Genomic DNA, 14,507 nt, shown 5'->3' with positions numbered 1-14,507 from the left:
GTACGAGTAGGTATAAGTTCCTGCATTAGGATCTGTTGTTGAAGTCTTATTCCCCCAACCATCAATTGTATTGGTTATTTTATGACCTTCAAAATTAGATTCTTTCAGACTTCCATTAGCAAAATAAGTGAAACTAACTGTCCCCCTTCATCAGTAGTCTGCACCTTATTACCAACAGCATCTACAGTAACAGTAGTACTTTTACCATCATCATCAGAAGTTGTAGTAACTCCAGAATAGGTAAAACTTTGTATCTTTCCTGTAGGTGATGTAATGGAAACGGGACGGTTTAAATAATCATATTGATAAGTTGTCCATAAAGTCGGAGAAGTGGCGTATGGTTCACTTTCCTGTTTTTTTCTGCCTAAAGCATCGTAAACGATTTTGGTTGACAATAAACTGTTTGTCGCAAATCCCTGAACTGAGTTTACCACTTTTCTACCCAAAACATCATATTCCGTTATTGTTTTTTCACCCAGATTATTTGTAGATGTGACAGTATAACCTCCATTAGATAATTTTGAATAAACAATATTTGAAGTAATTGGTGTAGCCGAAGTATTTTCCGTCGACACACTTATTAATTTCCCCCAATTGTCATAACCAGTAGTACTGATAACATTTAAGTGGTTTTTACTGTAAGTTACCTGCCCTAAGGCATTATAGTTTAAATATGAAACATATCCTTGATGATCGGTCTTTTTGATTACAAACCTTTTCGAGGTATCATATTCGTCAGTAATCGTTCTGGGTGTTGGAACGACTGGAGCATTTGGAGCACTAATAGTCTTGGTTAACAAATTGCCAACTGCATCATAAGTCATATCCTCTACAACAGCATAGGTATTATTTCCTTTTTTCTCAGTATGTGTTACATTTCCATTTGTGTAGAACAATTTTTCTTCAGAAGTTCGCATTTCACCACCATAAGTTGTGGATGTACTGATTTCATTAGGACGTCCAATATAATAATTCGTTCCCGTTCCATTAGGATTATTATCATAAGAAGTGTTTGTGATTGTTTTACTCTGTAGGGTATTATTTAGATACGATTCAACTGTTTTGGTTTCAGCCAATCCATAATTGTCAGGGTCATATAAGTAATTTTCGTAAATATCAACCCCGGAAATTTTATCAATAGAATATACATCGTCTAAGCGATAGTTAACAACATATCCATCACTATAATCACTGAAGTTGTATGATTTCTCGGAAATCACACTACCACTAGCCGGAGAAAAATTAAAAATATTGTTACTGTCATTATGTGTAAAAGTTGAAGTGATATATCCCCTACCACCATAACCATAAGTATTGACAGACCAGATTTTAGTATCAGACGAACTTAAATACCAGCTGCTACGAGCCGTTTGTTCAAATCCAATGGCTCCATAATAAAAATTCGAAACAAAGTTTCTATATTTAAAATCCTGGTATTTTGACACTCCGTTTGTAGTAGCAGTCAAACGGGAAACCAAATAACTGTTTTCATTTTTTATTAAGGCTATAAAAGGATAATATGAACCATATGATGACGCAGAATAAAAATCTGCCGGATTATTACTCACTGCACCATTTGATGCCGCCATTGGTAAATAGTCAATAGTCTGTATAATATTACCACCAGCTTCCGATACAGATTTTAATCGATTATCAGTATCCACGTTTTTACCAAACTGATAATATTCAATTTTATTATAATGGCCGCGAACGACAACCAGTTCACTGTTGCCTCCATCATACTTATAATTTGAAACGATTGGGATAGGAATATCAGGAGAACCTGATTCATACGTTCCAGAATCATAAGTTAATGGAAAACCTGATGCACCTGCTTTACCAATATTATTTGTAAAGCCGGTAACTCTCCACTGGGTATCATGATTGTTAATAGTCCAGCTTGCTTTAAAATATTTGCGCCAAACCCTTACCAAATCAGATTTACCATCTCCATTGATGTCAATTGCATAATAATTGCTCCAATGTCTTTGAGTATTATAATCGGAACCTGTGTCTGGTCTGTATTCTATAATATTTAATGTCTCTTTAAAGAAAAAATCCCCACCATTTGGTTTTGGATTCGCATAATAAATATTCCATTCGGTTTGACCTTCACCTCCTTCTGAGGTTGGCAGCATAATATCTGTTTTCCCATCACCATTAAAGTCGCCAAAAAGAATTTGCTTTGTATGGGAATAATTAGAAAGAGTTCCATAGCCAATTCTATTAACTTCTGTTCCACCGGTTGGAAGCTTATTTATTTCAACAATAGAATACTGTCCGTGCTGATTTATATTTATGATATCCGATTTTCCATCACCGTTCATATCAGCAATGTATCGTTTTCCATTTATACAGATATAGGCTGCATCTCCCTGCAACACCGTTGAAGCACCTGTAGAGAGATAAGCCAGCCTTGCCTCTCTTCTATAATCACTGTTAGTATTTGAATAAAGTTTCCAATAGTATCCCTCAGAATAACCGCTTGAATTAATATATTGCTCCCAAACATATCGTTCATCTTTGGACAATATCAATACTTCTGAAATACCATCTCCATCAAAATCTCCTGATAAATACTCATTCGTTCTTGTATCTTTGGGAGCAGCTACAGGAGGAACATAACTCTCATCTTCATCCATATAGGAAGGATCAATGTATATAGTGTTATTATAATTAATTGTTTGCACAACAGAAGAAGTTAAACCAGTAAAATTTAAATTACTGTCAACAATATTATAAGCTACAAACTGAATTTGTGAAGTGGTTGCAACTGGCTCTATTATGGACTGAAATTGGTTTATTTTATAGTTTTGCCTTATTGTTGCCGGAAATATCAGAGCAGGTCTAATTGTTGGAAAATTTATACCTGTGTTGCCTGTGTTACCTGTAAACAAGTTTGTATAAATTTTTTTGTCCGCAACAAAGTCCAATCTCCCATCTCCATCAAAATCTCCTGCTATATTGGCCTTATCAAAAGCTAATGTACTAGTGTACTCTTTTTCAATTCTGGTTAAAGTTTCTGCTGTATTGTTATATGTAAAGGTAACCGGATTTGATAATTCACCTGAACCATTGATTTCCTGAATACTACTTATTCGCTGATAACCTAAACTTGAATCGGTCTGATGTTGCAACTGGTATTTCCTGAAAAGATTGCCGTTGGTGCGAACCATTACATTATCAAGAATTTGTGTAGCATAAATAGCAGAACCTTTAATAAAATCTCTTTCTATCCTACTACTTCCTTTATAGTTAAACTCTATTTGATTTTGAAAAGCGATTCCTGCTGATGAATTTCCGCTAAAATCTATTGTTTTAATGTAAAGCTGATTAGTGCCATTATAAGTTACATTACTGTAATTATAGTTAATTTCATTTCCATTTGCATCTTCAAAATGAACAATATACCAGGCATTTACCGAAACTGCATTTTCGTAAGTTCCTGCCCCTCTGCTGGCATACCATGTACGGGAGCCATCAGGGGCAGTAACAACAAAAAACAGAAAGCCATTTTCAATTTTAAGTTCAATTCTTAAATTACTTTTAAATTCCGTTTCATAAGTTGACCCGTTTGCCCAGTATACTCCTGTTTTTAAAAGTAAACGTTGTCCGTCAAGTGCTAACTTATCGTTAGAATCAAAATCGACACCATCTACAAACCCATCAATATCAACACGTGTTGCTATTCTTGAAATTGCAGAAATACTGTTGATACTCCAGCCCTGTCCTGCTATGCCTCCTCTCACTCCACTGCTGTATGTCAAATTTATAACAGGAGCAACATTTTGAATTGATGGAGGTATAGCAATTGGTAAATTATAAATTGCTGTACCTCCGTTTGAAATTTGTAATTCTCCTTTGGTGTCAGTAAAATTCTGACCCAATACTATATTAAAAATCAATAAAAACAGATAAGAATAATATTGCTTCATAAAATTTACTTTTTAATTATTTTAATAGATTTTGAAGATTTTAAAGGGTAATTGATATGCACCAGATAAACACCTGAAGAATAATTACTGAAAGGAATTATCTGATAGCTGGTATTGTTTAAAATAGCGGTTGTAGTATAAAGTAATTGTCCGCTGATGGAATAAACCTGAATAGAATTAGGGGTGTCCGAAGTTGTTGGAGTCCAAAACAAATAAAGTTCTTCTTGCACTGGATTTGGATAAAAGGAAAAATTTTCTTCGGGTGAAAACTTTTCTTTTTCCTCTTCTCTTAATGCCATTATTTCCTCTTTGGAAATACTTTGTTTTCCAGTTAAACAATTAATACAAAGTTGTCTTACAATTTGATTACCTGCAGTATCATATGTGAACAAAACTTTGCTTTGTGCCTTAAGACAAAAAGGCAAAAACAATAATATTAAGACTATCTTTTTCATAATTAAAACTGTTATTTTTTAGTATTTATTCTCACATTTTTATTTTGAAATGAAAGATTTTTTCACCAAACAAACATATTTATATAAGTTTAATATTGTTAATTAAAACAAAATATTATATATTCGTTTTTAACTAATCGCCTTTTAAAACATGTTCATTATGGATATCGGATTCAAAATCAAAAAATTAAGAGAGTCAAGAAATTTAACACAAGACCAATTGGCTGTAGCGTTAGACATTTCACAAAGCGAATTGTCAAAAATTGAAAATGGAAAAGCCAAAAAAATCGATTTTCATTTAATGGGGAAAGTCTGTGCTTTTTTTAATAAAGATTTTGTTTATTTTCAGGAGAAGCAGGATCCGGCAAAAATTCTGGAAAACTTTAATATTGACATTTCAACTGAAAAAATTCTGGATGAATTAAGCAGAATATCAAACGAATACAAGAAAAAATTAAACGATACTAAATAAAACTGGCTTTAATTTTTAATGAAACATCAAATCTCAATTTACAAAGTCAAATTTTAAACCTCTTTAAAAATTAAAACCCTAAAAATCAACTTCGATTATTATCAAACCTTTAATTTTAAAACGTTTTTAGAAAATTTTAAGAATCCTTGCTTTTCAAATTACTATATTTGGCGCACTATCAACAACTATACTATTTGTTTTTAGTCACAATTATAATCCATTTTACTGTAAATGAAACCTGGTAAGTTCCTATATATCGTTTTACTGTCGCTGCTTTCTTTTTTTAGAGGCACCGAAACGTATACGCTACCTATAGAACTTAATCCGTGTATTACACTCGACAGTGTTGCAGCAGATGACGTACTTAGTTTTTCATCAGATTTTTCTACTTCCAAAACGATTGATCTTCATTGCATCGTAAAAAAGAAGATTAAAGGAAGAGCGACTACTTTAGAACAAAGTACAATCAAAGCCCCCTATTTTAGTAATTTAATCAACTTCAGGCTTTACAAAAAAAGCTTAATCTATGGTATAGCTAAGATATACCAGGTTCAAAGACATACTTATCTTCATTTGTATCAGTTGTTCTAGGCTTCACATTTTCGTCGTTTTTATATTTCTGTTTAACTCATTTACTACTGTAATTGAGCTGTCATTGCTATAAAAACATTTCTAAAACGGTACTTTTCTAAAGAAAAGATTCCGAATACACCTATTATTTTTTATTCCGGTTATTATCGGAAACAAATTCCAAATTCATACTCCCTGTATTTTAAGTATAAGGGAGAACATCTATTTATTCAAAAATTTAAAACCTAATGATGAGCACTTATAAAAATCACTTTCTTTTATACACCCTGGCTTTGTTCGTTTTAGTCTCGTGTGGAGATAAAGCAAAAAAGAATTCAGATACTATTAAAACACTTCCCGTTTACAAAGTCACTTTAAAAGATACTATTGTTTCAAGCAAATTTGTAGCCGATGTACATGCTAAAAACAATGTAGAAATTCACGTTAGAATCCCTGGTTTACTGGACAAAGTTTATGTAAGCGAAGGACAAAAAGTAAAAAAAGGACAAATCTTATTTAAAATAAGCGATGTAGAACTTCAGATACAACTCTTAAAAGCCGAGGCCGTTTTTAAAAGTGCAAAAGCCGATTTAAGAATTGCAACCGTAGAATTAGAACAGGCACAAACGCTTTTTAATAAAAAAGTAATTGCCGACAAAGAATTAGAATTATCTAAAGCGAAACATGAAGCTGCTTCTGCAAAATTGGCTCATGCAGCGGCAGAAAAAAAGGCTATCGATCAGCAGATTAGTTTTACCACAATCCGCGCACCTTTTGACGGTACAATTGACCGAATTCCGTTTAAAGAAGGAAGTCTGGTAGAAAATGGTTCGCTGTTGACAACCGTTTCGCAACTGGATGATGTATATGCTTATTTTTCAATTCCTGAGAATACCTATTTCCAGATGATGGAAGATAAAAGCCTTCATACACAAGGTGATATTAAACTCGTTTTGCCAAATGGAATGGTTTACGATCAAAAAGGAGAACTGAGAACTGCCGACGGAGAAATCGACAGACAAACCGGTTCTATTCAATACAAAGCAAAATTTCACAATCCACAAGGATTTATCAAACACGGAACCTCAGGTAAACTGATTATTTCAGAACCAAAGAAAAATGCCATGTTGATTCCGCAGAAAGCAGTTTTTTCTATTCAGGACAAACAATATGTATTTCTGGTAAAAAAAGATGGAGTAGTTAAAATGACCAATGTTACAATTGGAAGTACTCTTGATGATGTCTATATCTTAAACGATGGACTAAAAAGCGATGACCTTATCGTTCAGGAAGGCACGCAGTCATTAAGAGACGGAGATAAAATCAACATTAAACAAATGTAGTTTATCGAGTTGTAAAACAGTTATTTAAATTATTTATCTAAAAAAAATCCAATGATAGAGTTATTTATCAAAAGAAAAATATTGTCATTAATCATCTCGGTTATGATAGTACTTTTGGGATTACTGGCGTTGTTCCAGCTTCCCATAACCCAATTCCCAGACATTGTACCGCCGTCTGTAACTGTTACAGCAAAATATACAGGTGCCAACGCAGAGGTTTCTGCCAATGCCGTGGCACTACCTTTAGAAAGAGCCATAAATGGTGTACCGGGGATGACCTACATGTCAACCGTAACATCAAATGATGGTTTAACTTTAATTCAGGTTTTCTTCGAAGTAGGAACCGATCCAGATTTAGCGGCCGTAAACGTTCAGAACCGTGTAACTACAATCCTGGACGAACTTCCCGAAGAAGTAATTCGTGCCGGAGTTACGACCGAAAAAGAGGTTAACAGTATGTTGATGTACTTAAACATTACAAGTACAGACAAAACGCAGGATGAGCAGTTTATCTTCAACTTTACCGATATTAATATCCTGCAGGAATTAAAACGTATTGATGGTGTCGGACGTGCCGAAATTATGGGACAGAAAGAATATTCGATGCGTGTCTGGCTGGATCCGGAAAAGATGCTTTCGTATAATATATCTGCAAATGAAGTTATTAATTCACTTCAAAAACAAAATATTTCTGCCGCGCCTGGTAAAGTGGGTGAAGGTTCAGGGCAAATGGACAATCAGTTGCAATATGTAATTAAATATGGTGGAAAATTCTTTGAACCAGGTCAATACGAAGAAATTCCGTTACGAGCCAATTCAGACGGAACAATCTTAAGATTAAAAGATATTTCGAAAATTGAATTTGGAGCGATGAGTTACGGAATGGTTTCTAAAACCGACGGAAAACCTTCGGCATCCATCATGCTAAAACAGCGTCCGGGTTCTAACGCTTCTGAAGTAATTGCCAGCGTAAAAGAAAAAATGGCTGAGTTGAAAGTATCTTCTTTTCCTCCGGGAATGGAATTTAATATTGCTTATGACGTTTCGCGTTTCCTTGACGCTTCTATTCACGAGGTTTTAAGAACTTTGGTTGAAGCCTTTATTTTGGTGGCTTTTGTAGTTTTCCTTTTCCTTCAGGACTGGAGATCGACTTTGATTCCTGTATTGGCAGTTCCTGTAGCGCTTATTGGTTCGTTTACTTTTATGTCTATGATGGGATTCTCTATCAACCTATTGACGCTTTTTGCTTTAGTTCTTTCTATCGGAATTGTAGTGGATAACGCCATTGTCGTCGTCGAAGCCGTTCACGTCAAAATTTCCGAAGAACATATGTCGCCAATGGACGCTACAATCAGCGCCATGAAAGAAATTACCGGAGCCGTTATTGCAATCACCATTGTAATGGCTGCTGTATTTATTCCTGTTGCTTTTCTAAGTGGTCCGGTCGGAGTTTTCTATAGACAATTCTCTCTGACAATGGCAATAAGTATCGTAATTTCGGGTATTAACGCGCTAACACTTACTCCTGCCCTTTGTGCTATTATGCTGAAAGCGCACGATCCAAATAAAGAGAAAAAATCGTTATTGGACAGATTCTTCATCAGATTCAATCATTGGTTTGATAATATTACTTCCAAATACATCAAAGTACTGGTAAAATTTGCTGATCGCAACACCGTTACGGTTGGTTTATTAGTGTTATTCTGCATATTGACGTGGGGAACAACCCGATTTTTAGCATCAGGATTTATCCCTACTGAAGATCAGGGAATGGTTTACGTTAGTGTTACAACCCCACAGGGAGCAACCGTAGAACGTACTGAAAAAGCACTGGATGAAGTAACTAAAATCGCAAAAGGAATTAAGGGTGTTGACAACGTAACCACTCTTGCCGGATATAGCATTGTAACAGAAATTGCAGGAGCTTCCTACGGAATGGGAATGATTAACTTAAAAGACTGGAGCGAACGTGATATTTCTGTAACCGAATTTATGGCGGAATTAACAGAAAAAACAAAAAATATCAACGATGCTCAAATCGAGATTTTTGCTCCGCCAACGGTTCCTGGTTTTGGTAATACAAGTGGTTTCGAACTAAGATTATTAGATAAATCCGGAGGAAGCATTACCAACACCGATAAAGTAACAAAAGACTTTATTAAAGAATTAAATGCCTCACCGGAAATTCAGAACTCATTCTCCAGTTTTGATGCCACTTTCCCACAGTATTTAGTTCATATTGATTATGATTTAGCTGCTAAAAAAGGAATTTCGGTTGACAATGCCATGAGTACTTTACAAACCATGTTAGGTTCTTTTTATGCAACCAATTTTATCCGTTTTTCTCAAATGTATAAAGTAATGGTTCAGGCGAGTCCGCAGTTCCGTCAAAATCCGGAAAGTATTTTGGATATGTATTTGAAAAATGATGCAGGCGAAATGGTTCCGTTTTCAACTTTTATCAAATTAGAAAGAGTTTACGGGCCAGAAGTTTTAACGCGTTACAACATGTACATGTCGGCTATGATTAACGGTGAACCTGCTGAAGGTTACAGCTCCGGAGATGCCATTGCCGCTGTTGAAAAAATTGCTGCGGAAAAACTTCCAAGCCGTTTCGAATTGGAATGGTCTGGTATGACACGTGAAGAGATTTTATCAGGAAACCAAACCATCTACATTTTTGCTTTGTGTATCCTGTTTGTGTATTTATTATTAGCGGCGCAGTACGAAAGTTTATTGCTTCCGTTTCCTGTATTACTAAGTCTTCCTGTTGGTGTTTTCGGTTCTTATCTTGCTCTTTTAATGGTTGGATTAGACAATAATATCTATGCTCAGGTGGCACTCGTCATGCTGATTGGTCTGCTCGCCAAAAATGCTATTCTGATTGTAGAATTTGCTATGGCACAGAATAAACTCGGACGCGATATTGTCGAAGCGGCGATTGAAGGTGCCAGACTCCGTTTCCGACCTATTTTAATGACTTCTTTTGCTTTTATTTCAGGATTAATTCCGTTGTGTATCGCTTCCGGTGCGGGTGCAATTGGTAACCGTTCGATTGGAACAGCGGCTGCAGGTGGAATGTTAATTGGAACTGTATTTGGTCTTTTAATTATTCCGGGACTTTACATACTGTTTGCAAAATTGGAAAAAAGAATGAGTAAATCTTAATGTGTCATTTTTTAAACACATAGAATCATAGAATAAAAAAGTGCAAAAAAGGAGTTTCACTAGCATAAACACACATAGCTATGTGTTAGAAACTAGTTTCTTTCAACTCTCTTTTGAAAAGAAAAATCTATGTTTCTATGTGTTAAAATAAAACTTTAGACAAAAGATTGAACAAATAAAACTAAACAATGAAAGAGATATTAAATCAATATAAAAATGCTGATGTGCAGTTTCTAAGGACAACCAAAAGTGCCGTCTTAATAACCGGAGTTTTACTTTTGACAGCTTGTTCTGCACCAAAAGTCAGTACGAAACTAGACGCCGCAAAACTTCCTGAAAATTTTGATGTACAAAGAAAGGAAGCTTCAGACGAGAATTTTATTCCGCTAAAAACGGAAACCTTTTTTAAAGATCCAAAATTAGAGCAGTTATTAAAAAAAGCGATTGCTCAAAATCCTGATTATTTAATCATGCAGGAAAGGATTCTGATAGCCAATTCACATTTAAAAGTGGCAAAACTGGCCTTACTTCCTTCTTTAGATTTAGTTGCAGATGCTTCCGGAACACATTACGGAAAATATACAATGGATGGAGTTGGTAACTACGATACCAACTTTTCGCAGAATATTACCGATAAACAAAGAATCAACGAAGATGTAACGCCTAACCTTTTTTTAGGTGGAAAAGTTTCTTGGGAAGCCGATATCTGGGGTAAACTGAGCAACCGTAAAAAAGCGGCTCAACAACGTTATTTTGCTTCACAGCAAGGAATGCGTTTGCTACAAACCCGCTTGTTAGGTGATGTAGCCGATTTGTATTTCAAACTCGTTGCTTTAGACAAACAAGCAGCGATTTACGACAAAAATCTTAAGACACAGGAAAGAGCATTGGATATTGTTTCGGCACAAAGATCGGTTGGAAAAGCAACAGAATTGGCCGTACAACAATTTAATGCGCAAAACAATAATATTCATGCTGAAGCTTCGGAACTCAAATTAAGTATTGACCAGACTGAAAAAGCTTTATTGACACTTTTAGGCGAATACGGAGGTAAAATCGAAAGAAGCTCCGATTTCTTAGCAGGACATTTAGAAGTTTTAAATCAAAAAATCAGTGTCGATTCTATCATTCACAAAAGACCGGATGTTTCTGAAGCTTATTTCGAATTATTAGCCAGTAATGCCGATGCAAAATCGGCTCGTGCTGCCTTTTTTCCAACTGTAAATCTGGGTGGCTATGCAGGCTTCAATTCGTTTTCTTTCAATACACTTTTTGATGCCGGATCTTTTGCCTGGCAAATATTAGGTGGTTTAACCGCACCTGTTTTTAATAAAGGTCAGATTAAACAGGAATTTTATGTTTCTAACAGAAGACAGGAAATTTCTTTTCTTCAATATCAAAATACAGTTACAACGGCTTTCAATGAATTAAGCGCTTTATTGCATAGAAATGAAGCTTTTGAAGATGTTTTAAAATACAAAACAAAAGAAATTGATCATTTAGAAATTGCCGTTAATGTTTCAAACGATTTGTATTTAAGTGGTTATGCCAATTATCTGGAAATTATTAATGCACAGAAAAACAAATTGCAGGCAGAGCTTGATTTTGTAGATATTCAGCTTAAAAATGCAAACTCTCAGGTTTTGTTATATAAAGCTTTAGGCGGCGGAATTAATTAGGTTTATATATTGGTCAAAAAATTGTCTCTCTTTTTTAGCTCATCAGGAAAACAATTTTTATATCCCATTTGTTTCGGCGAATGGGATTTTTTTTTGACTAAATTTTCTGTTCGTCCGGACAACTCTTATCTTTATTCTAAATTTATAAACTCCCAAAGATGGATATTTCCACTATTCTTGACCATATATACAAACTTCCTGAGCAGTCTAAACTTGCCCTGCAAAACAATATCACAGAAATAGCTTTCCCAAAAGGACACATTTTACTAAAAGCCAATAAAGTAGAATCGAATATTTATTTAATTAAAAAAGGATTAGTAAGAGCATTTGTAGACCGCGATAACGAAGTTACTTTTTGGTTTGGAAAAGAAGGAGAAACGGTTCTTTCTATGAAAAGTTATGTAGAAGAAGAACCTGGATACGAAAGCATTGAACTTTTGGAAGACTGTGAATTATATGAATTAAAAACAGAAAATCTGAAAAAACTATTCGAACAAGACGTTCATATTGCTAACTGGGGAAGAAAATTTGCCGAAAAAGAATTAATCAAAACAGAAGAGCGATTGATTTCCAGACAATTCAAAAATGCTTCCGAACGTTACCTTGAATTAATGAAAGATCATCCTGAATTGCTCCAGAGAGTACAGTTAGGACACATCGCCTCTTATCTCGGAATCACACAAGTCAGTTTAAGCAGAATACGGGCAGAATTGAAATAATTTCATTTTTTATCATTTGTTAAATTTTTTCTGAGTTCCAAAGAGGAACTTTGCACCATAAAAATTTAACTTTATGAACTGGATTATTTTAATCATTGCCGGATTATTCGAAGTAGCTTTTGCTTCATGTCTCGGAAAAACAAAAACAACCACAGGAACAGAAATGTATTATTGGTATATTGGTTTTGTTATTTCATTAACCGTAAGTATGCTTTTATTAATGAAAGCCACAGAAACATTACCGCTAGGAACAGCTTATGCTGTTTGGACAGGAATTGGTGCCGTTGGAACAGTTCTGGTCGGTATTTTTGTTTTTAAAGAACCTGCTGCATTCTGGAGATTGTTTTTTCTGGCTACTTTGGTTGGATCTATTGTGGGTTTAAAGGCGGTTTCTCATTAATTGTGCGCATAAACTTTGTCAAAGTTTGAAACTTTGACAAAGTTATTCAAGTCAAAAATAAATAAGCGAAATTCAACATTTCGCTTATTTTTTTGCCTAAATCTACTAATGCATTTTTCGCATCACATGATAAAAAAATAGCATTTTTAATCATTATTCTCTCTCCTATCTTTGTCATGAAATAAAGAATTAAATTAAAACATGACCTTTAGCCATAATATTAAATCATTTGACGAATTAACCAATCATGAATTATACAATATGCTTCGTTTACGAAGTGATGTTTTTGTTGTTGAACAAAATTGCCCCTATCTCGATTTAGACAATAAAGACCAAAAGAGTTATCATCTTTTATATTATGTAAATGATGAATTGGCAGGCTGTACACGTTTACTTCCTGCCGGTATTTCATACAACGAAATTTCAATTGGAAGGGTTGTAATTGCTAAATCTCACCGCGGATTAGGTTTAGGAGTAAAACTAATGGAAGCTTCAATTGCAGGCTGTGAAGAAAAATTTGGAAAAGGACCAATTCGAATTAGTGCGCAATATCATTTATCCAAATTCTATCAATCTTTAGGATTTGCAGAATACGGCGAAGTGTATGACGAAGACGGAATTCCGCATATTGGAATGATTAGAGCTTAAAACTTATTGTATTTACGGAATAATCAGCTTTAAAACATTGGCCAAAACAGGATTATGATCTTCGGTTCTCCAATTGATATACAGATCGGTTTCTAACGGAAGTTTAATAAATCGGATACCTGAAATTTCATGAAAAACATAAGAATCGGGCAGAATAGCAATTCCCAGTCCTTTTCGAACCAAAGCAATAATAGCCGATCCAAATTCAGAGTGAAGATAAACTTCGGGAGCATTTTCTAAAGAATTAAATAAACGCCGAATCAAATCGCTGTAACTGCTGCCTTCATCGTTGGTGGGCAAGATAAATTTCTGAGAGGCAAGAGTTTCTTTCGTCAGATCTTCAGGTGTTCGATACGGATGATTTTCGGGAACCACAATAGCGAGATGATCAGTATAAATTTTTTCAGAATGAATGTCTTTCGCCATATTAATATCTCTGGTAATCGCCAGATCTATTTTATAATTCCGAAGATACTCCTGCTGATTTTCATACAATACCTGAACCAGTTTGATTTTAAGTTTCGGAAAAGCATCAGAAATACGGGATAAAATATCAGGCATTAGCGAAGCGGAAATAGAATCAGGATGTGCAATGGTAATCGTACCGCTCTCGCCTAACTGAATCTGACGAGCCGATTGATGAATAAATTCTAGTTTATTCATTTCGACTTCCCATTTTTCTTTAAGAAACTGGCCGGCAGCAGTAAGTTTGACATTGCGTTTATTTCGTTCAAACAACTGAACGCCAAGCTGATTTTCGAGGGACTGAATCTGACGGCTTAAAGCAGACTGTGTGATATTCATTTTTCCGGCAGTGTTCCAGAAATGAAGTTCACGAGATAAGGCTAAAAAATATTTAATTTGCTGTAAATCCATTGATGCAATTTACACATTTATTAGAAGATAAAAACCTATTAGAGCATCAAAAAAATAAACACATAAAGACATAGTTTTCTTTTGTTTAAAAAAGAAATCAAAAGAAACAGTTTCCACACATAGCTAAACTATGTGAATTTAAAACAAGTGAAACGCCTTTTAACGTTAATAAAATCTATGTTTCTATGTGTTTAAAATTTACTGCACTTAACAAAGCAGACAAAAATAAGTTTTCATGCATT

At 34.7% G+C, this 14,507-nt stretch carries 11 protein-coding genes; 8 read left to right on the top strand and 3 right to left on the bottom strand.

The features are described from left to right. Positions 1 to 104: 104 nt before the first annotated feature. Together ACFS3A_RS08415 and ACFS3A_RS08410 are read right to left on the bottom strand one after the other, a co-directional pair. The gene (locus ACFS3A_RS08415) at positions 105 to 3,935 is read right to left on the bottom strand and encodes an FG-GAP-like repeat-containing protein (protein ID WP_379824937.1); all 3,831 of its coding nucleotides are present in this window, start codon (positions 3,933 to 3,935) and stop codon (positions 105 to 107) included. Between the two features lie 5 nt (positions 3,936 to 3,940). Continuing rightward, positions 3,941 to 4,234 carry a T9SS type A sorting domain-containing protein gene (locus ACFS3A_RS08410; RefSeq protein WP_379824936.1) on the bottom strand — a complete coding sequence of 98 codons (294 nt, stop codon included), beginning with the start codon at positions 4,232 to 4,234 and terminating at the stop codon, positions 3,941 to 3,943. A gap of 316 nt (positions 4,235 to 4,550) precedes the next feature. Here ACFS3A_RS08410 and ACFS3A_RS08405 point away from each other — a divergent pair, with 316 nt between their 5' ends. The 8 genes from ACFS3A_RS08405 to ACFS3A_RS08370 all read left to right on the top strand — a co-directional run bounded on the left by ACFS3A_RS08405 (position 4,551) and on the right by ACFS3A_RS08370 (position 13,389). Next, on the top strand, positions 4,551 to 4,862 hold the full coding sequence (locus ACFS3A_RS08405; RefSeq protein ID WP_379824934.1) for a helix-turn-helix domain-containing protein: 312 nt from the start codon (positions 4,551 to 4,553) through the stop codon (positions 4,860 to 4,862). A gap of 231 nt (positions 4,863 to 5,093) precedes the next feature. Further along, complete coding sequence (locus ACFS3A_RS08400; protein WP_379824933.1) at positions 5,094 to 5,453, top strand: hypothetical protein; 360 nt, start codon at positions 5,094 to 5,096, stop codon at positions 5,451 to 5,453. Between the two features lie 230 nt (positions 5,454 to 5,683). Then, positions 5,684 to 6,775, top strand: coding sequence for an efflux RND transporter periplasmic adaptor subunit (locus ACFS3A_RS08395; protein WP_379824931.1), 1,092 nt, complete (start codon positions 5,684 to 5,686; stop codon positions 6,773 to 6,775). Between the two features lie 51 nt (positions 6,776 to 6,826). Continuing rightward, entirely contained in the window at positions 6,827 to 9,943 is a 3,117-nt protein-coding gene (locus ACFS3A_RS08390) for an efflux RND transporter permease subunit (protein WP_379824930.1), read from the top strand. Positions 9,944 to 10,131: 188 nt separating this feature from the next. Continuing rightward, positions 10,132 to 11,622 (top strand): TolC family protein, encoded by a 1,491-nt coding sequence (locus ACFS3A_RS08385; RefSeq protein ID WP_379824929.1) that lies wholly within the window; start codon positions 10,132 to 10,134, stop codon positions 11,620 to 11,622. Positions 11,623 to 11,780: 158 nt separating this feature from the next. After that, a complete protein-coding gene (locus ACFS3A_RS08380; RefSeq protein ID WP_379824928.1) occupies positions 11,781 to 12,341 on the top strand; it encodes a Crp/Fnr family transcriptional regulator in 561 nt (186 codons plus the stop codon). 73 nt (positions 12,342 to 12,414) lie between these two features. After that, complete coding sequence (locus tag ACFS3A_RS08375; RefSeq protein WP_379824927.1) at positions 12,415 to 12,741, top strand: DMT family transporter; 327 nt, start codon at positions 12,415 to 12,417, stop codon at positions 12,739 to 12,741. Positions 12,742 to 12,942: 201 nt separating this feature from the next. Further along, positions 12,943 to 13,389, top strand: a complete 447-nt coding sequence (locus tag ACFS3A_RS08370) for a GNAT family N-acetyltransferase (RefSeq protein WP_379824926.1) — start codon at positions 12,943 to 12,945, stop codon at positions 13,387 to 13,389. A 12-nt stretch (positions 13,390 to 13,401) separates the two neighbouring features. On the opposite strand, the gene ACFS3A_RS08365 is transcribed toward ACFS3A_RS08370, so the two are convergent. After that, the gene (locus tag ACFS3A_RS08365; protein WP_379824925.1) at positions 13,402 to 14,265 is read right to left on the bottom strand and encodes a LysR family transcriptional regulator; all 864 of its coding nucleotides are present in this window, start codon (positions 14,263 to 14,265) and stop codon (positions 13,402 to 13,404) included. Between the last annotated feature and the right edge of the window lie 242 nt (positions 14,266 to 14,507).

It is taken from the genome of Flavobacterium notoginsengisoli, assembly GCF_042686225.1.
GTDB classification, from domain to species: domain Bacteria; phylum Bacteroidota; class Bacteroidia; order Flavobacteriales; family Flavobacteriaceae; genus Flavobacterium; species Flavobacterium notoginsengisoli.
This window is presented reverse-complemented; position numbering and strand designations above follow the sequence as displayed.